The organism is Streptomyces sp. NBC_01498 (genome assembly GCF_036327775.1).
GTDB lineage: Bacteria > Actinomycetota > Actinomycetes > Streptomycetales > Streptomycetaceae > Streptomyces.
The window spans coordinates 4,483,743-4,506,439 of record NZ_CP109598.1 but is presented as its reverse complement, the minus strand read 5'-3'; the positions used below and the strand labels follow the sequence as shown (position 1 = coordinate 4,506,439).

Here is a 22,697-nt window from a genome sequence, read left to right as displayed (position 1 = left end):
GAAGCCCCGCCAGGACACACCTGGCGGGGCTTCAATTTTGCTACTGCTATCCAACACGTGGATTGCAGGATCGGGCCGTGAGGCTACACCTCACCCTCCAGCCAACGATCGAATGGTGCGGCCTCCGACAGGTCGAACTTAATCGCCTTCAACCCCCGTGCGAAGTCTTCGGCCAATTTCGAGAGCATCGCGACTAGCTCACTTTGCGCAATGCTCTCGAACTCTGGGTTTGGAACCCAATTGGTCCGCGACTCGCAGTGAATCATCACCAGGTCCTCGCTTGGACGGAAGGTCAAAGTCCTCTCGATACCCTGCGAGTAAAGATCCACCTCGACTTCGCGACGTTCACGCACACTCGCCATCAGCGACGGGAACTGCTCCATGAAGGCAGACAAGTCATACCCGACATCGAGCGGCCACTCATCGTTCCCGAAACCGCCAATGTGGAATCTGCCGCCTCCAGCATCGGAGAGGGCGCTACACGCCTCCATGACGAGGGTTTCGTAATCGTCACCCGGCTCCAGACTCGCTAGAGCAGGAGCCGCAGCACCAGACTGCACGGCCGGATTGAACGACACAGAGAAGGTCATCTCTCCAGCCTCCTAGTTCGGGCCAATAATCGGGAATCCCGTCTTGTACAGTCCATTTGGACTCGGGACGATGGTAGCTGCCCGCGCTTGGACGATACTCCCATCCGGCATGATTACCTGCCCCAACCCATCCGGAATGCGCACCGACCTGGGACCGGCCCCTTCGACATGGAGTCCCTTCAAGAACTCTGCAGCGCCGTCATTATCCAGCCATTGACCCTGCTGATTCCCGGTACTACGAGCGCGATCGGTCAGAGCCTTCGTGTTCTTCGCTCCGGCACCATGAGTCTTGAATGTGTGCCCCCATGTCTTCACGCTATTGGCGGCCCAATTTGTGCAGTTGCTGTTGTGAACGAGTACCGGCGTCTCACCCGCCAGCACATAGTACGTATGGAGGTCGTCCACGGTCAGGTTGTATGTGCGCGCGTGCTTGGCGTAGGCGCGGTTCGCGGTCACGATGACGGTGGTGCCGTCGTCGGTGAGCAGGGTCATGGCCGGTTTCAGTTGGCCAGCTTCGACCCAGCGGTTCTCCGAGGGGGACCAGAAGGGGTGCTCGTGGGTCGCGGTGAGTGTTTCGATGCCTCTGTCGGTCGCGACGGACAGCGTGTTGAAGCGCTTGTCATCCTCGGTGACGATGAGGCGGGTCACTTCTCGAGCGCCTGCCTCGCCTGTTTCCGGGTCTGTGGCCTGTACCTTGTCACCGAGCTTGACTTCCTCGATGTCTTTGGTTTTTCCGTCTGCCATGAGTACGTCGGTGCCGGCCAGGAAGCATTTGCAGCCGCGTGGCTTCTTCTTGGCGGCGTCGACGGCGTTGTCGACCTTCTTGAGCTTGAGCAGCTTGAAGGCTTTGGTGAACGGAGTGGGAATGTCACCTGCGGCCGAACCACAGTCGAGTGTGAGTCCGGGAGAATCGATGCAGTTCCCCCATGCCTCGGGGTCCGGCAGAACAAGCGCGGCGACCAATTGGAAGAAGAACGGCACTTCAGCGGGGCCCGTTATGTAGGGAGCCGGGCCGGGGCTCGGTGAGGGTGTTGGTTTTGAGTTGCTGGGTGTGGTTGCGGTGCCGCCGCTTCCGCCCTTGCCGCCACCACCACCGCCGCCCCCTCCACCGCCGGAGCCGGGGCTGGGTTGCCATTCAGGGCCACCACCCGTGCAGGGCGAGATGATGCCGCACTGTGCGCCGCCCGGGTCTCGAAGGCCGCTGGGGTCGCTGCCGGTCGGGGGGCGGTTGTTTGCGTAGGAGTATCCGTTGAAGGACTGGTGTTGGTCGAGGGAGAGGAGTGGGTCGACGCTGATGAACTGGCCGATGCCCGGGTCGTATTCGCGGGCGCCGATGTGGGTGAGGCCGGTCGCCGCGTCGGCGGGTTTGCCGAGGAAGAGCTTGTCGTCCGGCCAGGTCCCGGCGGCGCTGCCGCGCGGGGCGCCGAAGGGGGTCGTGTAGCGCTTGGTCACCGCCAGGGTGGTGGCGTCGATGGCGAGGCTGGAAGTGCCGTGGTGATCGCCGGCGAGGAAGGTGAGTCTGCTGCCGCTCGTGCCCAAAGTCGCGGTACGGACGGCGATGGTCTTCCCCGCGGCCGTGTAGTAGCGGGTGCCTGCCAGGGTCTTGGTCGTTCCCTGGGTGGTGAGCCGGACCTCGCTGCCGTCACCGAGGTAGAGGACGGTGTCCCCGTCGCCCGTGGTGTTGCGGCTGATGAGGAGTTCGCCGTCTGCGTCGTAGAGATAGCTGGTGCCGGTGGCCGGCTTGGTGCCCGCCACGGGTTCCGCTGTCGTGGCGAGTTTGCCTTCGCTGTTCCACGTCAGGGTCTGCTGGGCCTGGACACCGGGGCGGCTGGTGGTACCGCCGGTCTTGTCGTAGGTGTACGTGCCTGTCTTCGCCCCGGTGGTCCCGGTGAGCGGGTGCGGCTGACCGGTCGACGTGCCGTAGGCGTACGTCGTGGTGCTGTTGCCCGCGGAGGCGTGCTTAGTCTCGGTCTTGCGCTGGCCACCCTGCGTGTAGGTGTAGCTGGACCAGTAGGGAGCCGCGCTGTCGAGGTTGGCCGTGGTGCGGCCGGTGGTGGCGCAGTCGGGAGTTCGCGGCGTCCAGGCCTCGACGAGGCGGCGGTGGCCGTCGTAGGTGAAGCACTGGTTGTCGGTCTTCGTCGTGCCGCCCGTGCCCTGGGTCGCGGCGTCGAAGATCGAGGTGATGTTTCCGGCGTCGTCCTGGTTGAAGGTGAGGTCCTGGGTCCGGCCCGGATGCAGGGTGTCGCTGACGACCGAGGTCTTCAGACGGCGCGTGCCGGGCTCGTACCCGTACGTCTGGTTGAGGTTCTGGTTGGTGCCGAGGGTGAGCTGGCGTGTGTCGCCCAGCTCGGAGTAGGCGGCGGCAGTGAGGTAGGCGCCGGTGCCGCTCGCGGTGGTCTGGAGGCCCAGGTCGTTGTACTTGTTGGACAATCCTTCCACCGGGAGCCCGCCCACGGCCGGATGGGTGTAACTGCGGACGGTGCCGTCGACGTTGTAGGCGGTGGAGAAGTTGAGGGTGGCCGGTACTCCCCCGGTGACCAGCGGGTCCGTGGCGGGCAGGGTCAACTGGCTGCCCGTGACGTTGTACATCGGGTCGTAGGCGGTGACCTTGGTGGTGTACGCCTTGCCGGTCAGGCCGCCTTCGTAGCGCACCGCCGTGTCGGCCTGGCCCTGGAGGAGGGTGTCGAAGGTCCAGGCCGCGAGCTTGGCCGGGTCCGTCTTGCTGCCGTCCCACAACCCGGTCCGGCGCCCCAGGATGTCGTACTCGGACATCAGGGTCTTGCCGCGGGCATCGGTGGTGGAGACGGGCTGGTCGAGTGCGTCGTAACTGGTCGAGGACGTGCCCGAGTCGGGGTCGGCCGCGGTGGCCTTCCGGCCGAACAGGTCATAGGTGTAGGTCCACTTGGCCTGGTCGGGACCGGTGACGGTGGCCTGCTGGCCGGCCGGGGCGTACGTGAAGTCGGTCGTGGTGAAGTCGCTGCCGGTCGGTTGGGTGCCCGCGTACTCGCGGCGCTGTGTGGTCCGGTCGAGGGCGTCGGTGACCATGGCGGTGGCCTGGCCGCCGGCGGGGGCTGTGGTGGTGACGGTGTCACCGGTGTAGGTCGCGTCGGTGGTCCACCGGACTTGCCCGAAGTGCGCCGTGACTGTCTTGGTCGCGCGCTCGGCACCGTCGTAGGTGGTGTCGGTCTGTACCGGAGCCTGACCGCCTTCGGTCTGGGCGATGACGGAGGTCGGCGCTGTCTCGTCGTCCCAGATGTCCGACTGGGAGGACACCGCGAGTCCCCGGTCGTCGTACATCGTCAGTCCGATCACCCGGCCGCCGAGTGGCGACGGTGACTGGGTCTGACGCGGACGCAGTTGGGAGTCGTAGATCTCGAACGTGGTGTTGTAGCCGGCTCCGTCACCTTGCAGGGTCCCGGTGGACACCCAGGGCGGATCGGTCGCCGTGATCCCGTAGTCGTACACGTAGTTGGGGCTCTTGCCCCCGGACCTGAGGCTGTTGGGCAGCCAGACCTGCTTGATCCGGCCGAGCGCGTCGTACGTGGACTCGGTGATCCTGGTGTTCGGGGCGGTGACCTTCAGCGGGGCGGCGGTCGCGTAGTCGAACAGGGTGGTGGTGGCGTGGGACTTGGCGTTCGTGACGGTGCCGGCGGTCAGGGGCCCGGTCGCGGCCGGTGTGTAGGTGGTGGAGGAGGTGGTGGCGTCGTTGGTGTCCTTGACGGTGAGCGGGCGGCCGAGGGCGTCATAGGTGACCGTCGTCGTCTTCTGCCAGGCCGGCTGGTTGTCGCTCCCGTACGAGGCGGCGCGGCCTGTCCAGCGGGCCTCGCCCTTGGTGGGCTGCTGGGACGGCGTCCAAGTGGTGCTGTCGTAGGCGGTCGCGCTGTCGGAGACGACATCACCGGGGCGGGTGGAGTCGGCCGGGAGGTCGAGAGCCGTGTCCGTGGTGGCGCAGGGCTTGGCGACGGTACGGGTCCGGGAGACGAGGTTGTTGATCCCGGCCGTGTCGTTGCGCGCGTACCAGGTCCGCGTGCACGTCTCGTCGCCGGTGACCGCGTTGTCGCCCTTGTCCTCGACGGTCTCGGACATGCCGTAGTCGTCGTAGGCCGTCACTGTCGAACGGACCCGGTCGCGCGGGGTGCCGCTGGTCGTGATGTTGGTGCGGTCATGTGTCGCGGCGACGCGGACGAAGTACGCCTCGGTGTCGGCGTAGGACTTGTGCTGGGTGGCGGTCTTCTTCGACCAGGGGTCGCTGATCCGGCCGCTCACCTCCTGGGCACCGTTGTAGGTGACCGACTCACGGGTGAGCCCGGCGTACTGGTCGGTGTCGGCGATCCCCGCGGCCTTGATGCCGGTGACGGTGACGCTCTTGCGGTCGGTCGCGTGCGGGGTCTTTCCGTCGGCGCCCAGGACACGGTCACCGTTCATGCCCCGCATGTACACCGTCACGGTCTTGGACTGAGTCCTGCCGGGGCGACCGGTGATGTGGGTGACCTGGCCGAAGCCGCGCCAGATGGACCAGGTCCGTTCCTTCTCCTTGGTCATCGGGTCGTCGTTGTAGTGCCAGGCACCGCCACCCGCGTAGGTGTAGGTGTGCTCGACGGCCTCGGATCCGCCGTGCGGGTCCGTGGTGGTCACGGCCTCGACCGGGTACTTCTGGAACCAGTCGAGGACGGGGGTCTCCTCGCCGTTCGGGGACCAGTACACCGGGTAACAGCGCTTGGTGTTGGTGTCGACGGCGGGCTTCGTCTGTCCGGCGGCACAGTCGGCCGGCAGATAGTTGACCACCGACTGCGCGCCGGTCTCGGACGTGATCGTGTAGAGGCGCGGCCTGTGCAGGGGCAGGATGTCGTCGCTGTTGCCGTCGACACGATTGGCAAGGAACTCGTGGGTGAAGGTGACCGGGGGCAGGGCTGTCTCGGTGCCGTTCCGTCCGGTGTGCCGGATCTCGTCGAGCCACAGCGACTGGTCGGCGGAGTCACCGGTGTCACCGGGATCCAGGTACTGCTGCTTGAGGGCCCACGTGTCGACCGGGTAGAAATCCGGGGTGGCGGCTGTGGCTTTCCACGCGTAGGTGGAGACCTCCGTCATCCGCTTGCGCGTGAAGAAGCTGGGGCTGACGTTGCCGGTGCACTCGTCGCCCTCCTTGCACACCGCGTCGAGGGGGACGTCCGGCCAGTTGTCCCGGGTGTCCTCGGTCAGCGAATCGCAGCCGGTACCGGTGGCGACGCAGCGCTCCTTGTAGGAGAAGACCACCTTGTTGGACGCGGCGGGGCTGCCACTGAAGAGGGCGTTGGCGCGCTGGCCGTAGCGGATCTCCTTCAGCCAGCCGCCGCGCGTGTAGGCGGTGCCGGTGTTGTCGTCGCCGAGCTTGTCGTAGTGGTTGGTCTCGGCGGCGTACCAGTACGACATGGCGTTGGCGTGGGTGTCTTCGACGTAGTCGAGGTTCCACCGCCACGCCTGCTTCTTGTCCCGGCCGGAGAAGCTGCTGCCGCTCGTGTAACCGGGTTCGCCGGAGTCGTCGCCGAAGACCGGGACCGTCCACACCGAGTCGGTGCGCTGGTCGGCCGGTGCCCCGACGAGCTTGTTGAGACCGAAGACGTACTTGGTGCCCTCGCCGGTGATGATGGTCCAGTACTCACCGTTGTCGTCACCGTTTTCCGCCCCGATGGAGTGGACGACGGTCGCGGCCTGGTCGTTCTTGAGCCGCCAGACACCGGCCTCGTCCGCCCCGCCCGGCGCGCCTCCGTCGCCGTCCTGCTTGACCAGTTCACTGGCCTGCCCGTTCAGGACGACGGTGGCGTTGTCGTACTTCCAGCACTGGTCGAACTTGTCGTCCTGACCGTCGTCGTCACACGAGCCGTACTTACGTTCGATGTACGACGAGGTGATGTCGAAGCCCTCACCGATGGCCGTGCCCTGATTGTTCGTCGAGGCCGTACGGCCGTCGACGCTGCCCGAGTCGTAGGAGATGGACAGGTCCGGGGCGGGGCCGGCGGCGGCAGGGGGAGTGCGCAGCGGATAGGACCAGGTGAAGGTGCCCGACGAACCGCCGGCCTCCCAGGTCGACGACGCGGCGAGCGGAGTGGCCTTGTAGTCACCGGCACCGGACTCGCTGCCGGCCGCGAGGGCGAGGACCATGGTCCGCGGGCCGGACGGTGCGGCGGGCGCGAAGGTGACGGGCGCCGTCACACTGCTGTGGGCGCGGTCGTTGGTGAAGTCCAGTGGGGTGCGGGTGCGGCACTTCGCCGCTGTCGGATCGGTCAGCGCGCACTCGGGCAGCTGCTGGAGCTGGAGTCGTCCGGCCCAGTTCGCACCGTAGGCGGACGCGAACTTCTCGTAGTTCAGGGCAAGTTGCGCGCTGCCACCTCGGGCGGGTCCGGTGACGGTCAGTGCGACGCCCTTGATTCCCATCTTTGCCGACTGCCCACGGTCCAGGACGGCGACCTTCACCGCGCCGGTCACGGGCGTCTGCTTCTTCGCGGCGGTCAGCGGGGCCGCGAGGCTGAGGGGAAGCCCGCCGACCACTGTCTTCGCGGCAGCGGTGCCCGACGGAGTCAGCGTCGCGCTTCCGGCACTCGGCCAGGTCACGGTTGTCGCCCGGTCGTGCTTCGCGCGCGCCGTGTCCTTACGGTGTGTGTCGGCGGCCTTCTTCATCAAGGCGGCCTGCTTCTTGTTCACCTTCGCGGTGAACGGGGTCACCTCCGCCGCCTTGGGCGCGGACAGTTTCGGCGCACCCAGTGGCGCGGGATCGTCCGCGAACACGACTGGGGTGAGCAGGCCCGGCATCAAGGCAATCCCCGTCACCACGGCGATGCGGCTCATCCATGCCCTGACGCGCGGTCTGCCGCCGTCGGCCGTGCCGTGCTTGCCCCTCATCGGATCCGCTCCCCATTCCGGCCGCCTTCAGGAGGACGACACATGCTTCGGTCCGCCACCGTCGTGTCCGGGGGCGCTGTCGTGCACAAGATTGAGTAAGGCGTCGTACGGCCGGGCCCGGGGCGGCGGACGGTGCCGCCGCCCCGGGCCGACGGCTACTCGGCGCCCGGGTCACCCATGACTTTGGTGATGACCTGGTCCAGCGTCATGGCCCCGGTCCAGACACGGACCTCGTCCAGAACGCCCGGCAAGTAGTGCCCGGTCTGCCCACCGGACGAGCCGCGCCCCCAGGTCAGCGCGCCCGTGCCCTGTACCGGTGTGGTGAAGGAGGCTTCGCCGGCCGACGGCTGCTCGGACTGGTTCACGTAGAGGTGGGTGCTGCCGAAGCCCCCGTCCGCCGCTTCGTTGGCGTCGTGGACACCGGTCACCTGGACCCAGGTGCCGAGTTCCGCCTCGAATTCGGACGGGACCTGTGCCCGCCCGGTCACGGCACCGTTCGCACCAGTGCCGGTACGGCCGAACTTCCAGTAGTAGGAGGCGATGCCGTCCCCGTCGGGGTCGATCTTCTCGATCCACAACGCCCACGACGACTCACCGCCCTGGGAAGTGGCCTGGCTGAAGACCTGGCCGCGATAGCCGATCGGTTTGGTCTCCATGAGGGCCTTGTCGACCTTCACGTCGGCCGTGACCGTGAAGGATCCCGTCTCGTCGACCACCGGACCACCGGTCGACAGATAGCCGGTCACCCCGTCGAGATCGAGTTCGTTCTCCTCGGGACGGGCCACCGCCCCGGTCGGTGAGATGGTCATGCCCAGGGACGCGTAGTCCGTCCACTCCTCCACGCCGCCGGCCGCAGCGGACGCCGTGTCCCAGTAGCCGACCAGTTCGGTGGCCGGTGTCCCTTCCGGGGAGAGCGCGGCACTGTCCTGGCGGACCAGGTCCGGCGTGAGCGCGCTCTGCCAGAGGGTGAGTTCGTCCACCCGCCCGGTGAAGTACTCCCCGGCCGGGGAGCGGCCGATCATCATGTCCTTGGTCGACGTGAACGGCGTGTAGGCCGGGTTGGCCGCGGACAGTGTCACGGGCTGGCCCTGCGGCCGTCCGTTGACGAACAACTGGATGGTGTCGTTCGTCTTGTCGGTGTCGCCGTACGTGTCGAACACCCCCGCCAGATGAGTCCACACCTCTCCGGCCGGGTTGGACGCCATGGCCGACGACTGCACCATCACCGGGTTCGCCACATCGGCGGCCACGCGTGCGAACACCCACTTCTTCGCGGTGCCCGAGTAGGAGAGCTGGAAAGCGGAACCGTACGTGCCCGGGGCCGAGGCGATCGTGCCGGTCTTCTGTCTGTCCGCCAGCAGCGCCCACGCGGAGAGCGTGAAGGAGTCCTTCGTGTTCACCACCGGGCCCGTTGTCGACGCGTAGGCGGTCTCCTGCGCCGGATCGCCCGTGTCGTCGTTCAGACCGAGGGAGTAGTCGTCCGTCCCCCGGCGGCCCTTGACCGACCAGTAGGCACCAGTCCCCGGCGTCGTGGGCGGGCGGAGAGTGGCGTGATGACGCACACCGGCCGTCGCGCTGTCCGTCGCCGTGACGGACGTCGATCCCGGTCCGGCGTCGTCGAAGTGCCATCGCCCGACCGGCCCCTCAGGAGCCGCGACCTTGAAGGCGAACTCCGCCCACGGCCCGAACCGCGCCCGCCCGGCCGTGTCCAGATCACCGGCCCGCACACTGAGCACCTGCTCACCGGCCAGCATGGGCATGACGTCATTGACCACCACCGTCGAGCCGGACACCTGACGCGTCGCGTCCGCGGGCATCGTCAGCAGACGCCACTGGTAGTTCTTGATGTCCGTGTCGGACGGATCCGGCGCGAACGTGAACGTCCCCGGCTTCCCCGGAGTCCCCTCACCCACGCAGTCGACACAGCCCAGGTACGGCCCCTGAGCCGTGATCCGCGGTGCGCTCGGCGCCTTCGAGTCGATCCGGAAGTAGCAGTACGGCGAGTAGGCCGAGGAGACGCTCGATGTCACCACCGAGGGTCCAGAACGAGTCGGTGCGCGCCTTCAGCCGGTACAGCGTGCCGTCCGAGCGCGCCGGCAGACGCACCTTCTCCAGGGTGTCGTCCGGGTGGAACCCCGACGCAGGGGTCACCGTGCTCCAGTTGCCCACCCAGGTGTTGTCGGTCTGCTGCCGCTCGACCACGAAGGTCGTACGGAGGGAGCCGGTCGACTCGGAGCCCTTGGGCTGCACCAGTGTCTGGGCCCTGGCCTGAACCATCGGGTCGGCGCGCGTGGCGATCGTCGGACTCGCGGCAGAGGTCGCGCAGTACTGCACCGTCCCGTTGCCGGGAATCACTCCCGTGCTCGTCGGAACACCCGGCTTGGGAACGTAGACGACCTGAAGCTCCGCGTTGTCGTCGAACCGCTTCCACGCGGTCGGGTCCTCCTCGTCCTTCGCCCGCAGCATCAGCGTCAGCCGTGCGAATTTCCCGTCCGCGAAGGCGCGCACCGTCGAGGTCAGATTCTCGTCCGTCTCGGAGGTGTTGTCGTTGAACTCGATCCACGCGGCGGGCTGATCCGGATTGCACAGCCTGCCCCGCCCGGCGGACACGTTGCGGTCGCCCATCTGGTCGAGCTCCTTGGGGCCCGGCCAGCGCGTCGCCGACGACATGTTGTCCGTGCGCTCCAGGTCGACCCAGTGGGGGTTGCAGTCGAAGGACCAGGTCTCGCGGGCCCGGAAGGTGGCGTCCAGCACCCTCTTGCCCACCAGGTTCGTCGGCGCGAACTCGAACAGCATCCGGTTCTTGTAGGACGAGCCGATCGTGCAGTAGTAAGGGGCTGCCGTGGCGCAGAGCCCGACTCCGTATTCGCCGTTGAACTGCCAGAAGCGATCGCCGTCGGAGGAGATCACCGAACGTTCCGAGTCTCCCAGTCCGATCGGCGGATCGATGTACACGGGGTAGACGGTGTTCTCGCCGCGGAGCAGTGCGAGGTCGGGCTCGACCGCGACGGTGTCCTCTGACACCCGCACCGGCAGGAGCGCACGGGCGTCACCCTTGCCCGGATGGGCGGTGTCGTCCTCAACCGCCACCGGTCCCAGCGCTTCCCGGGCACGGGAGAGCCGCAGTCCGGGTACGTCCGCCTCGTCCTCACCGGCCGAGTCCCACATCTGGCCGGCGGGACCGCCGAAGACGACGTTGCCGTCCTCGTCGTGCGCCTGGAGACCACCGCCCGCGCCCGGGTGGATGGTCAGGCCGTCCGCGGAGGTGCTGAGTTCGATCTGCTCCAGTTCCGGATTCTTCGCGGCGTCCGCGGACTTGACGACGAGCACTTCGCGGAAGCCCTCGGCGGTGGCGGTCAGTTGAAGATCGACGCCCTTGAAGACCTCCGCGTACGTGGCGGTCGCGCCGTCGAGTGCCGGCGTGGGAAGCGCGTCCACCCAGCCCAGTGAGATCGATCCCCGTTCGTCTCCGAGGCGGATCAGTTCCTTGCCGCTCCCGCCACCGGAGAACGACAGGTCGACGACAGCGCCCTTGGGACCGACCGAGCCGTCCGACCGGCGTTCGAGCGTCGCGTCGACGCTCCCCCATGCACCGTCGGCCTTCTTCACCCGTTGCGGAACTGACGACCGGGTGAGCGTGAACGTCCCGTCCGGATTGGCGACCGTGGACGAATACTCCGTTCGCTCCGAGACGACCTCGACCGGCTCGCCCGACCGCTCGGCCCGTGCGGACGCCGAGGGATCAGCGGCTGTCGGCGACTCCACGGCTCCGGCGGCCTGTGGAAGCAGGCCCGCCATCAACGCCACGAGGGTCGTCACACCCACTCTTCGGCATACCCGCCGACCCACTCTTCCGGTCACAACTCCGCCTCATCCGTTCACAGTTCGCACACAAGACGCTCCACTATGTGGCGATGACCAGAACCCGTCAACAGTGATCGCGGTCACATGCGCGAAGGAGTTGCAACCACGAACGCGAGATTACGTACGGTCATGCGCGAGGCACCAGGGGTGAGATGACGTGCGCTGGCCTCCGAATCGTTCTGAGAGGAAGGGGAGTTGCGTTCGGTCGAACGAGCCGTCCGGTGAGAAAAAACAAAAGAGCCCAGCGGAGCATCGCGGTCGCAACGACCCCAGCAAACTTCTTGCGGCTTCAGGCCGTCACGTCTATCCCGCGAAGCGCGGCCCCCGGAGGGTCGCGTGGGCCCGGCGGTAGAGGCGCCAGGCCGTGGTTGTCGGGGAGTCGGGGAACGGGGCCGTGCGGGCGCCCCGGCCCGTCAGCCAGGTGGTCACGTCCGCCGCCGTGTGGGTGCGGCGCAGGATGAGGCGGGCGATGCGGAGCGGGTCGTCGGCGGCGGAGCTGAGGGCGTGGCGTACGGCGACGGCGGAGGTGTAGCCGGTGCGGCGGGCGGCGGTGCGGACGGTGCGGCTGTTGTAGCCGTGGGGGTAGGCGAGGTGGGGGACCTCGTGGCCCAGGGCGTCCTCCAGCACGGTTTTGGACTCCCGCAGTTCGCGGTCGAGTTGGGCCGGGCGGAGGGTGTCCAGCTGCGGGTGGGTGACCGTGTGGGCGCCGATCTCGATGCCGTGCCGTTCCAGTGACGGCACCTGCGCGAGCGTCATCATCGGGGCGGGCGGCAGCAGGCTCCCCGGGCCAGGTGCGAGGGCGCCGGTGGTCAGATAGGCGGTGGCGGGCAGGGCGCGGTCGGCCAGCGCGGCGGCGGTCGGGCCCGGGAGGTCGGCGAATCCGTCGTCGAAGGTGAGCACGACCGGGCGGGGCGGCAGCGGGGCGCCACCGGTGAGCGCGGCGGCGAGGGTGCTGATCGGGACGGCGGTACGGCCGCCGGCCACGACGGCGTCCAGCTGGGCCCTGAACTGTCGTGGGCTGACCGTGAATTCGGCGATCCAGGCGGGCGGGTCGTCCATCACCGCGTGGTACAGCAGCACCGGGACGGGGTCTCGCGACGGCGTGGTCATCGGGTCCTCCAGCGGGCGCGCGCGTAGCCCAGTGGGCCGTACAGCATCCCCCGGCGCTCCAGCCGGGACAGGACGCGCGGCCACGGGTGCGCCTGGGTGCCGTGCGCGCCGGGGGCACCCGGCGCGGTGGGGGCCTCGCGGTGGGCGGTGAGGGCGCGGGCGTGCGCCAGGCCGCGCGGGAGTTTCGCGAGCAGCGCGGGCAGCAGGGCGGGGTGGCGGCAGACGACGGCGGTGAGGTAGGCGGTGAGGCCCGCCCCGTAGCCGTACGCCTGGTCGCGCAGGTCCTGCCAGGTCTCGCGGTGGTGGTGCCAGACCAGCGCGTCGGGGGTGTAGCGCAGCCGGTGCCCGGCGGTCAGGACGCGGACGAAGGCGTAGAGGTCGTCGCCGCCCCGGGCGGGGGTGCCGGTGCCGGTGGCGGGGTCGAAGCCGCCGACGGCGCGCAGCGCGGACGCCCGGAACGCCATGTTTGCGCCGGAGCCGAAGCTGCCCGCCGTGAACGGGAACAGGGGCTGGTCGGCGGGCGGCGCGGCGGGGTCGTGGAGCCGGGGTTCGAAGCCCTTGGCGAAGCCGCCGTGGCTCTCCAGGAGGACCTGGGCGGGGGTGGTGAGACGGGCGGGCAGGATGAGGCCGGTGACACAGCCGGTGCGCGGGTCGTCGGCGAACGGCGCGGTGAGCGCGGTGAGCCAGTGCGGGTCGGCCACGACGTCGTCGTCCGTGAAGGCGACGAATGGGCTGTCGGTGGCGGCGAGCCCCCGGTTGTGCGCGACGGCCAGTCCGGGCACCGGCTCGTGGAGGTAGCCGACGCGGCCCGCGTAGCGGCCCGCGACCAGTGTGCGGGTGGCCGGGGTGAGGGGCGCGTTGTCCACGACCACGACGCGGTAGTCCGGGTGGTCCTGCGCGAGGAGCGAGTCGAGGGCGCGGCCGAGCCGGTCCGCGCGTTCGCGGGTGGCGACGACGACGGTCGTACGGGGCGGTGCGGCGCGTGGCGGGGGCGCCGGGCGGGGCGGGGCGGCGCCCCCGGCGTACCGCGCGCGGAAGGCCGCGGTGAGCACCTCGGCGGGGTCGGCGCCGTCCGGGACGGTGGTGAGGACGGTGCCGACGGGGCGGCCCCGGAGCCGTACGAGGGCGTAGACGGCGCCCGCGCGCGGGGGCGGGCCGCCGGGCGCGGGGGTCAGGGACAGCACGCCGCCCCGCTCGCCGTCGGGGCCGGTGTCGAGGTCCGGGCCGAGATCGAGGTCCAGGTCCAGATCCAGGTCGGCGACGCGGATGTCGCGCAACAGGGGACGGGACGGTGAGGGTGACGGTGCGGACGTGCGGGGAAGGTGCGGCATGCTGCCTCCGCTCGGGTGCGGCTGAGTACGACGGGTGGTGCGCGGGGCCCGCGCCCTCGATGCCCGGACGTCCGCCCCGCGCCGGGGTCACGGGCGTCGGCGGTCGGCGAAGCCCGGTGCGTGACGCCCGGTGCGTTTCTGCGCGGGCCCGGACCGGTCCGGCCGCCCGGTCATCTCTCCCGGAAGCGGCCGACCTGCTTGAGGGCGCGCCGCGCGTGGCCGGCCAGCCCCGGCCGGTTCCGTACGAAGCGGTGCGCGCGGCGCGACGGCTCGTGGCCGAGCCGGTACAGGGCCGCCCGGGGCCCGCGCCGCACCGAGGACCCCTCGTACACCCGCAGTTCCCCGGTCTTGAGCGCGTCCTTGTACTCGGCGGCGCCCCGGCCCAGGTCGAGCAGCCCGATCCCGGCCTCCGCCGCCGCCTCGGCCATCCGCAGATGGAGGATCAGGCCCGGCGAGTACGTGGCGAAGCCGGTGTCGTACGCGGGGAACCAGCAGGACAGGACCGTGCGCGAGCGGAGCCCGAAGTGGGCGGCGACCGGGCGGTCCGCCGCGTACAGCACGGACAGGACACCGGAGCATCCGGGTGCGCGCTCGGCCGCCAACTGCCTTACCAGTGAACGGATCCACTGCTGGGCGAACCGGTCGCGGCGGCCGGTCCTGCGGTACTGCGCCGACTTCCACTCCATGAGCGTGCGCAGGACGGACGAGTCGCGCTCGTCGAAGACGAACCGGACGTCGCCGGTCTTCCGGGTCAGCCGGCGCTCCTTGGCGGTGGTCGTACGGAAGAACTTGGGCGAGCGCGCGCGCAGCGACGTCTCGTACGCCGCGTAGCCCCGGCCGAGGTCGACGACCGGGGAGGCGAACGCCTCGGCGGCGTCGGGGACGAACAGGGTCTGGCCCGCTTCGAGGTTGTCGAACTCCCAGCCGGTGAGCGCGCAGGCCCGTAGCAACTCCCTTGCTTTGAGGGCGTGTTCGCGGTCGAGTATCGGTCCCTGGCTGTCCGAGACGCCGAAGCCGATCGCGCGCCCGTGTCCCAACGGGCCCTTCTCGTAGGGGAAGAAGCCGGTGATCGCGTCGCCCCGCCGGACGACGGCCACCCGGGCGCCGGTCCGGACGCGGCCGACGGCGCGGGTGAACTCCGGTTCCATGAACGGATTGGCGGGCGCCCCGGACCGGGCCCGTAACGCGCGCCAACGCTCGATCTCTCCCGTGTCCAACTCCTCCGGCCGCACCACACGGATGCGGGCGGCGGCGGTGCCCCGTACGTGTACGTCGCTCAACTCGACCCCCCGGTCGCTCGGGCCCGTCCGCCGCGGCCGGTCACCGGCCGTCCCCCGACGGGCGCACGCTCATGTCTCACGTTCCACGTCGAAAAGGACGGTACCGGCCCAAATCCCTCCGGTACAGGGCCAGTCGGCCATGTCGTGACGGGTACGAAACGCGGCCGACACGACCGGAGAACCTGTACATGGGACTGATGGTGCCGGGGATGCCGGTGGGCGGGACGGGTGCACACCGTGCGGCCAGCCCGTATGCGCGGACGACCGCCTCGGGAATGTGTGCGGAAGGTGCGCGGCCGGTATCGGCTGGTGACCGGAGTTGGGCAACACCTGCCCAATTCGAACGCATTGCTCGTAGGATCTGGTTGCTCACGATCACCCCATCGGGAGCCCGACCTGTCCGACGAGTCCTGGAAGGGGCCCGGTCTTCGTGCTAGCCGTATCCGCGCCTGTCGTTTCGGGGTCGCCGTGGTGAACCGTCCGGCGAACAGACGGAGCAGACGAGCGGCGTGGTGGCTCTCGGTCCTCGTGCTCGCCGCAGCCGCCGCCGCGGCGATCGCGCAGGCGTCCGCGGACGAGTGGCGGCAGGCCCTCGCGGGAGGCTGCGCGGCTCTGGCGGTGCTGCTGCTCGCCTGGGTGATCGCGCTGCACCGGCGGCTGCGCGTGGAGCGCGCCGACCGGGACCGCGAGCGCAGGACCTCCGCCGCGCGCGGCGCCGAGATGGCGCATCTGGCCTCCGTACGTGTCCCCGCCATCGCCGAACGCGTGCGCGCGGGACGGCGGTTGGACGGAGTCCCCGGCCCGGTCGCGCCCGACGCCGACACCGGTGAGGAGTTCGCGCGGGCCCTGGCGGCGGTGGTCGCCGCGCTCGGCTCGGACGAGGCGGTACGGCGCGAACGCGGCCTGCGCGACTCGGTGCAGGCGGCCTTCGAGTCGGTCGCCCGCAACATGCACGCGATGGCCACCGTGCAGCAGCAGGTACTCGACCACGTGGAGCGCGCCATCGACGACCCGCGCCTGATGGCCGACGTGATGAAGGCCGATCACGCGGCCTCGCAGATGACCCGCAAGGCCCAGACGCTGCTGGTGATGTGCGGTATCTGGCCGGCCCGGCGCGAGTCGCAGCCGGTCTCGCTGTACGACTGTGTGCGCGGCGCGCAGTCGCGCATCGTGGAGTTCGGGCGGGTGGAGGTGCACGGCGGGCAGACGCTGTTCGTGGTGCCGCCCGCCGTCGAGGGTCTGATGCACGCGATCGCCGAACTCCTGGAGAACGCCACGGTGTTCTCCCCCTCCCGCACCCAGGTGATCGTGACGATCCGGGAAGTGGGCGCGGGGGCCGTCGTGGAGATCGACGACGCGGGGCTCGGGATGCCGCCGGACGTGCTGCACCAGGCCATGTCGCAGCTCAAGGACGATCTGGACCTGACCCGGCTCGGGGCCGTACCGAGGCTGGGGCTGGCGTGCGTCGGGCGCTGGGGGCGGGAGCTGGGCTTCAACGTGGAGCTGACGGGCGCGTCCGCGTACGGCGGGACCCGGGCCGTCACCTTCGTACCGCACCGGCTGCTGACCGAACCGCTGTCGCACTTCCCCGCGGAGCGCGGGACGGGACAGGTGTCCGCGCCCGCGGCCGCGTCCGTACCGGTGCCCGCGTCGGCACCGGCGGGCGGGGCCCCGGCGGGCGGGGCGCGTGAGCACGAGCGGCCGGCCGCCGGGGCCGCACCCGTGTCCGACGAGGACGGGCCCGGAGCGCTCCCGCGCCGCCGCAGCCGGCGGCGGGCCGCCGACGCGCCCGCCACCACCGCGCGGGAACAGGCGTCGGCGCCGCGCTCCCCGGAGCCGGCCCGGCCCGACCCCGCCTGGACCCCCGAAGCGGCCCGCGCGTCGATCACCAGTGTGGTGTCCGGCTCGCGCCGTGGCCGCGCCGCGGCCTTCCAGGACACCGAACAGCCCGACCAACACGACGGAGGCCGGCAGTGACCGGAAGCGTGACCGGAACGATCTCCCGACTGCCCGACCTGGGGTGGATGCTCCGCCCCCTGACCGACATCCCCGGCGTCAGGCACGCCGTGGTCGTCTCGGAGGACGGCCTGCGGCTCGGCCACGCCTCCGCCGCCAATCTGCGCGGGCCGGTGTCCGAACTGAGCGTCGCCGAGGCCGAGTCGCTCGCCGCCGCGTCGGCGGCGCTGACCATGACGGGCCGGTCAACGGCGGGCCTGATGTTCGGCGGGGACGCCGGCGTACGGCAGTTGATGCTGGAGTCCGACCAGGGCTTCATCCTCTTCACCTCCGCCGGGGTGGGCGCCCAGCTCGGCGCCGCGACCGACCCCGACGCCGATGTGGGCCTGGTGGCGCAGCAGATGCAGCTGCTGGTCGTGAAGATAGGCAGCCACCTGAGCAGCCACCCGCGGGATCCGGTGAGCCCGTCGTCATGACGGATCGTCCCGACGACCGGACCACGTCGGCGGTACGCCCGTACGTGATCACCGGGGGCAGGGCGGAGGCCGGAGTCGGACCGCTGTCCTGGGAGTCGCTGGTGATGGCCGCCGAGGCGGTCCCGCCGGCGACCCTCCAGCCGGAACACCGCATCATTCTGACGCACTGTCAGGGACTCCTGTCGGTGGCCGAGGTGTCGGCCCATCTCGGCCAGCCGCCCTCCGTGGTACGGGTGTTGCTCGCCGACCTCATCGACTGGGGACTGATCGTGACCCGCCCGCCCATACCGCCGGCCGAACGAGCCGATGTGTCCATGCTGAGAAAGGTCCTCCATGGCCTCGAAAGCCGCCTCTGAGCCCGCCGCGGCCGAGGCGCCGGACGGCGTACCGCCGGAGGTGTCCGGCAAGTACGTCAGCTCCACCGTCGCCGGCGCGGCGAAGATCATGGTCGTCGGACCGCTGGGCGTCGGCAAGACCACGTTCATCGGTACGGTCTCCGAGATCAAGCCGCTCAGCACCGAGGCCGTGATGACCCGGGCGGGCGCCTCGGTGGACGTGGCCGTCGACCGCACCAAGGCCACCACCACCGTCGCCCTGGACTTCGGCCGGATGACGATCGACGGCGAACTGGTCCTGTATCTCTTCGGTACACCGGGGCAGCAACGTTTCCTCCCCGCCTGGCGCGATCTGGCACGCGGCGCGCTCGGCGCGCTCGCCCTGGTGGACACCCGGGACCTGACCGCGTCCTTCGACGCGCTCGGCCATCTGGAGGACCTGGGGCTGCCGTTCGCCGTGGCCGTCAACATCTTCCCGGGCAGCCCGGTGCACAGTGACGGCGAGTTGCGCGCGGCGCTCGACCTGCTGCCGGAGACACCGCTGGTGACCTGCGACGCGCGGGACGAACGGTCCTCGGTCATGGCGCTCATCGCCCTCGTACGCCATCTCGTCCTCACCGCCGAGTCCTCATGACGCCGGAGTCCACATGACCACGCCCGCAGCGACACCCGCCGCGACACCCGCGTCCGCCCCCGACGCCGACGCCGCGTACGCCCCCCGCCCGGCCGGAAGCTGTCCGGTCGGCAAGGGCGCCGCGACCCCCATCTTCGGCGAGCACCTCGACGGCGACGGGATGCCGTCGCTGTACGCACAACTGCGCGAGGAGCACGGCCCGGTGGCCCCGGTCACCGTGGCGCCCGGCATCACGGCGTGGCTGGTGCTCAGCCACCGCGAGCTGCTGCGGCTGACCCGCGAGGAGCAGGACTTCTCGCACGACCCGCGCCGCTGGGGCCAGTTGCGCGAGGGCCGGGTGCCCGCGGATTCGCCGATCCTGCCGATGGTGGGCTGGCGGCCCGCGCTGCTCTTCGCCGACGGGCAGCAGCACCGCAGGATGCGGGCGGCCGTCTCGGACGCGCTCGGCCGGATCAACGGCCACGAACTGCGGCGCGGCGTACGGGCCACGGCCGAGCAGCTGATCACGGAGTTCGCCGACGGCAGGAGTGCCGACCTGGTGTCGGACTACGCGCGCAAACTGCCGCTGATGGTGATCACCGGGCTGCTCGGGCTCGACGGGCCGACCGGGCGCAAGCTCGTGGAGGCCATCGCCGGGCTGGCGGCGGCCGACGAGGACTCCGTCGACGCGAGCCGGCGGATGGGCGCGATCCTGCTCGCCCTGATCGAGGAGAAGCGGCACCGCCCGGCCAACGACGTCACGTCCGCGCTGCTGCACCACCCGGCGCGGCTGACGGACGAGGAAGTGCTGCACAACCTGGTGGTGATGTTCGTCGCGGGCAACCAGACCACGGTGAACTGGATAGCCACCACCCTGCGCATCCTGCTCTGCGACCCGGCGTTCCGCTCCTCGCTGACCGGCGGCCATCTGAGCGTGGACGACGCGCTGGACCTGGTGCTGTGGCGGTTCCCGCCCACGCAGAACTTCCCCGCCCGGTACGCCACCCGTGACCTGCGGTTCGGCGGCCAGGACATCCGGGCCGGGGACATGATGATCCTCGGTCTGGCGGCGGCGAACGCCGACCCCGCCATCCTGCCGGAGGACGGTGCGCCCGTCGTCGGCAACCGCTCCCATCTGGCCTTCGGGGCCGGGCCGCACACCTGCCCGGCCCAGGACCCGGCCAGGCTGATCACCCGTACCGCCGTCGACACCATCAGGCACCGGCTGCCGGATCTCGAACTGGCAGTCCCGGAGAACGAGTTGGCCTGGATCAAATCGCCCTGGAGCAAGGGCCTGGCGGCCCTGCCCGTCCGCTTCACCGAACCGCAGCTGCCGCGCGGACCGCGCGCGCCGCGGAATTGAGGAGAGCCTGTTGACCCCGGAGCCGAGCACCACCCCCGCCACGTCTCCCGTCGCGACCACCGACCCCTCCCCCGCCGCGGACACCGCCGCGGACACCGCCGCCCCGCACCGGATGGACCCGGCCGGCGGCTGCCCGCACGCCGCCAACGCGCGCCTGCGCGCGCGGGGCGCGGTGGCCCCCGTCGTACTCCCCGGCGAGGTGGAGGCGATGGCGATCGTCGGGCACGACGCCCTGCGGGAGTTCCTGGCCAACCCCGAGGTCGCGAAGGGTGCCACGCACTTCACCGCGCTTCAGGAGGGGCGGATTCCCGACGGCTGGCCGCTGAAGACGTTCGCGACCGTGCAGGGCATGACGACGGCGGACGGCGACGACCACCGGCGGCTGCGGTCGCTGGTGAGCAAGGCGTTCACGACCCGCCGGGTGGAGGCGCTGCGCGGACGGGTGGAGGAGGTGACGGCCGAGCTGCTGGACACGCTGGAGGCTGCGGCCGGGGACGACGGCACCGGGCGCCGGGTCGTGGACCTCCGTGAACACTTCGCGCTGCCGCTGCCGATGGGCGTGATCTGCGAACTGCTCGGCGTGGACGCGGAGTTCCAGGGACAGCTGCACCATCTGTCGAACCAGATCGTCGCCACGGACATCGCTCCCGAGGACGCGATGGCCGCCAACCGGGACATCGTGGCCACGCTGGGCGCGGTGGCCGCCTCCCGTACGGAGAACCCGGGCGACGACCTGACCAGCGCGCTGATCGCGGCGCGTGAGGAGGACGGCGACCGGCTGAGCGGGCAGGAACTCATCGGCACCCTGCTCCTGATGATCATCGCCGGTCACGAGACGACGCTGAACCTGATCACCAACGCGGTGCGGGCCCTCTGCGGCCACCGTGACCAGCTGGAACTCGTCCAGATGGGCAAGGTCGGCTGGTCGGAGGTGATCGAGGAGACGCTGCGCTGGGACAGCCCGGTGAGCTTCTTCCCGTTCCGCTACCCGACGCGGGACCTGACGGTGGACGGCACGGTGATCCCGCGAGGCATGCCGGTCCTGGCGGGCTACTCGGCGGCGGGCCGGGACAAGGCCGCGCACGGCGAGGACGCGGACGTCTTCGATCTCACCCGGTACGGCACCGGCCCCACGACCCGCCATCTCTCGCTCGGGCACGGGGCGCACTTCTGTCTGGGATCGTCGCTGGCCCGGCTGGAGGCGACGATCGCCCTGGAGCGGCTGTTCACGCGCTTCCCGGACCTGGACGTCGCGGTCCCGGAGGCGGAGCTGCCTCGCCACGCGAGCTTCGTGGGCAACAGCGTGCAGCAACTTCCGGTCGTGCTGCGCTAGTTGGGCCGTCGGCGCCGAGGCCGCCAGGAGGTTCCGGACAAGGGGCCGTCAAGAACTTTGGTCCATACCAAAGCCTTGACGGCCCCTTCCGCCCTCCCTTAAATCAAGTAGTGAAATAACCCGGCTCCATCACGACTCCACACAGTTCCGACGCTGTGTTCCGACATTGTGAATGTCATGCTCATGCCCCCACACGAAGTGAAGTGATGACCTGTGCGAACTCCCCTGCGGCGTCGTGTGACGCTGTACGCCCTGGCTCTTCTCTGCTGTACGAGCGTGGCCACGGCCGTGCCCGCCGGAGCGGCGGGCCCCACACCGGAGCCCCCCGCCGCCGCCGCGAGTGATACGCGCGACACGCGTGCCGCGAACGGCACGAGAGCCGTGACGTTCGACGAGAACTTCGACGGTCCCGCCGGATCGGCCGTCAACGGCGGCAGATGGCAGATCGAGACCGGCGACAACGTCAACAACCACGAGCGGCAGTACTACACGGCGGGCGCCAACAACGCGCGGCTCGACGGACAGGGCAATCTGGTCATCACCGCCCGCAAGGAGAACCCGGGCAACTACCAGTGCTGGTACGGCCGTTGCGAGTACACCTCGGCCCGTCTCAACACCTCCGGCAAGTTCACCGCGCAGTACGGCAGGGTCGAGGCCCGGATGAAGATCCCGCGCGGCCAGGGCATCTGGCCCGCGTTCTGGATGCTGGGCGACAACATGGGCCAGGTCGGCTGGCCCAACAGCGGCGAGATCGACATCATGGAGAACGTCGGCTTCGAGCCCGGCACCGTGCACGGCACCCTGCACGGCCCCGGTTACTCGGGCGCGGGCGGCATCGGCGCCGGCTACACCCTCCCCGGCGGCCAGGCGTTCGCCGACGCGTTCCACACCTTCGCCATCGACTGGTCGCCCAACCAGATCCGCTGGCTGGTGGACGGCAACGTCTACCAGACCCGTACGCCCGCCGACCTCGGCGGACGCGAGTGGGTCTTCAACAAGCCGTTCTTCATCATCCTCAACCTGGCCGTGGGCGGTTACTGGCCCGGCGACCCCAACGGCAGCACGCCGTTCCCGAGCACGCTGACCGTCGACTACGTCCGGGTCACCACGGACGGCGGCGGAGGCGGTGGCGGCGGTTCGATCACCGGTCTCGGCGGCAAGTGCCTGGACGTGGCGGCGGCGAGTTCCGCCAACGGGACGGCCGTTCAGCTCTACGACTGCAACAACTCCGCCGCGCAGCAGTGGAGCCGGGGCCCCAACGACTCGCTGCGGGTGCTCGGCAAGTGCCTCGACGTGAAGGACAACAGCACCGCCGACGGGGCGAAGTTGCAGATCTGGGACTGCAACGGCGGAGGTAATCAGCGCTGGGCCGTCTCGGGCGCGAACGATGTCGTGAACATCCAGGCGAACAAGTGCATGGACGCGGGCGGACCCGGCGTCAACGGCACGCTCACGCAGCTCTGGACGTGCGCGGGTACGGCCAACCAGAAGTGGTCGGTCAACCTGTAGCGCGCCGGCCTACGACCCCGGCCGTGTGGCGAGTCCCTTGCCCGCGGCCGGGGTTCCGTGT

General features: G+C 70.1%; 14 protein-coding genes. 7 read left to right on the top strand and 7 right to left on the bottom strand.

Annotated features, from left to right (window positions below; genetic code table 11):
- Positions 1-83: 83 nt before the first annotated feature.
- The 7 genes from OG875_RS19295 to OG875_RS19265 all read right to left on the bottom strand — a co-directional run bounded on the left by OG875_RS19295 (position 84) and on the right by OG875_RS19265 (position 15,051).
- Positions 84-590, bottom strand: coding sequence for a hypothetical protein (locus OG875_RS19295; RefSeq protein ID WP_330175468.1), 507 nt, complete (start codon positions 588-590; stop codon positions 84-86).
- A gap of 12 nt (positions 591-602) precedes the next feature.
- Positions 603-7,466: a polymorphic toxin-type HINT domain-containing protein gene (locus OG875_RS19290; RefSeq protein WP_330175467.1), complete on the bottom strand. Its 6,864-nt coding sequence runs from the start codon at positions 7,464-7,466 to the stop codon at positions 603-605.
- A gap of 155 nt (positions 7,467-7,621) precedes the next feature.
- Entirely contained in the window at positions 7,622-9,379 is a 1,758-nt protein-coding gene (locus OG875_RS19285) for a LamG domain-containing protein (protein ID WP_330175466.1), read from the bottom strand.
- The gene (locus tag OG875_RS19280; protein ID WP_330175465.1) at positions 9,372-11,285 is read right to left on the bottom strand and encodes a hypothetical protein; all 1,914 of its coding nucleotides are present in this window, start codon (positions 11,283-11,285) and stop codon (positions 9,372-9,374) included. The genes OG875_RS19285 and OG875_RS19280 overlap by 8 nt, the downstream gene beginning before the upstream one ends.
- A 348-nt stretch (positions 11,286-11,633) precedes the next feature.
- Positions 11,634-12,440, bottom strand: coding sequence for a polysaccharide deacetylase family protein (locus tag OG875_RS19275; protein WP_330175464.1), 807 nt, complete (start codon positions 12,438-12,440; stop codon positions 11,634-11,636).
- On the bottom strand, positions 12,437-13,708 hold the full coding sequence (locus OG875_RS19270; RefSeq protein WP_443079271.1) for a glycosyltransferase: 1,272 nt from the start codon (positions 13,706-13,708) through the stop codon (positions 12,437-12,439). The genes OG875_RS19275 and OG875_RS19270 overlap by 4 nt, the downstream gene beginning before the upstream one ends.
- Before the next feature lie 233 nt (positions 13,709-13,941).
- Entirely contained in the window at positions 13,942-15,051 is a 1,110-nt protein-coding gene (locus OG875_RS19265) for a GNAT family N-acetyltransferase (RefSeq protein ID WP_330175462.1), read from the bottom strand.
- 471 nt (positions 15,052-15,522) lie between these two features.
- Here OG875_RS19265 and OG875_RS19260 point away from each other — a divergent pair, with 471 nt between their 5' ends.
- The 7 genes from OG875_RS19260 (at position 15,523) to OG875_RS19230 (ending at position 22,636) form a co-directional block, all read left to right on the top strand.
- Positions 15,523-17,028, top strand: coding sequence for an ATP-binding protein (locus tag OG875_RS19260; protein WP_330175461.1), 1,506 nt, complete (start codon positions 15,523-15,525; stop codon positions 17,026-17,028).
- Positions 17,029-17,036: 8 nt separating this feature from the next.
- A complete protein-coding gene (locus OG875_RS19255) occupies positions 17,037-17,483 on the top strand; it encodes a roadblock/LC7 domain-containing protein (protein ID WP_330177812.1) in 447 nt (148 codons plus the stop codon).
- Entirely contained in the window at positions 17,480-17,839 is a 360-nt protein-coding gene (locus OG875_RS19250) for a DUF742 domain-containing protein (RefSeq protein WP_330175460.1), read from the top strand. The genes OG875_RS19255 and OG875_RS19250 overlap by 4 nt, the downstream gene beginning before the upstream one ends.
- Before the next feature lie 88 nt (positions 17,840-17,927).
- Complete coding sequence (locus OG875_RS19245) at positions 17,928-18,452, top strand: GTP-binding protein (RefSeq protein ID WP_443079270.1); 525 nt, start codon at positions 17,928-17,930, stop codon at positions 18,450-18,452.
- 13 nt (positions 18,453-18,465) lie between these two features.
- A complete protein-coding gene (locus OG875_RS19240) occupies positions 18,466-19,794 on the top strand; it encodes a cytochrome P450 (RefSeq protein WP_443079141.1) in 1,329 nt (442 codons plus the stop codon).
- A 112-nt stretch (positions 19,795-19,906) separates the two neighbouring features.
- Positions 19,907-21,127, top strand: a complete 1,221-nt coding sequence (locus tag OG875_RS19235) for a cytochrome P450 family protein (RefSeq protein ID WP_330177810.1) — start codon at positions 19,907-19,909, stop codon at positions 21,125-21,127.
- A 243-nt stretch (positions 21,128-21,370) separates the two neighbouring features.
- Positions 21,371-22,636, top strand: a complete 1,266-nt coding sequence (locus OG875_RS19230; protein ID WP_443079269.1) for a family 16 glycosylhydrolase — start codon at positions 21,371-21,373, stop codon at positions 22,634-22,636.
- Positions 22,637-22,697: the final 61 nt, after the last annotated feature.

Bases quoted from the DNA above. Each gene is read 5' to 3' on its own strand.
- OG875_RS19250 (WP_330175460.1), top strand. From the start codon at position 17,480: ATGACGGATCGTCCCGACGACCGGACCACGTCGGCGGTACGCCCGTAC.
- OG875_RS19290 (WP_330175467.1), bottom strand. From the start codon at position 7,466: ATGAGGGGCAAGCACGGCACGGCCGACGGCGGCAGACCGCGCGTCAGG.
- OG875_RS19295 (WP_330175468.1), bottom strand. From the start codon at position 590: ATGACCTTCTCTGTGTCGTTCAATCCGGCCGTGCAGTCTGGTGCTGCG.
- OG875_RS19275 (WP_330175464.1), bottom strand. From the start codon at position 12,440: ATGACCACGCCGTCGCGAGACCCCGTCCCGGTGCTGCTGTACCACGCG.
- OG875_RS19240 (WP_443079141.1), top strand. From the start codon at position 18,466: ATGACCACGCCCGCAGCGACACCCGCCGCGACACCCGCGTCCGCCCCC.
- OG875_RS19245 (WP_443079270.1), top strand. From the start codon at position 17,928: ATGGTCGTCGGACCGCTGGGCGTCGGCAAGACCACGTTCATCGGTACG.
- OG875_RS19235 (WP_330177810.1), top strand. From the start codon at position 19,907: ATGGACCCGGCCGGCGGCTGCCCGCACGCCGCCAACGCGCGCCTGCGC.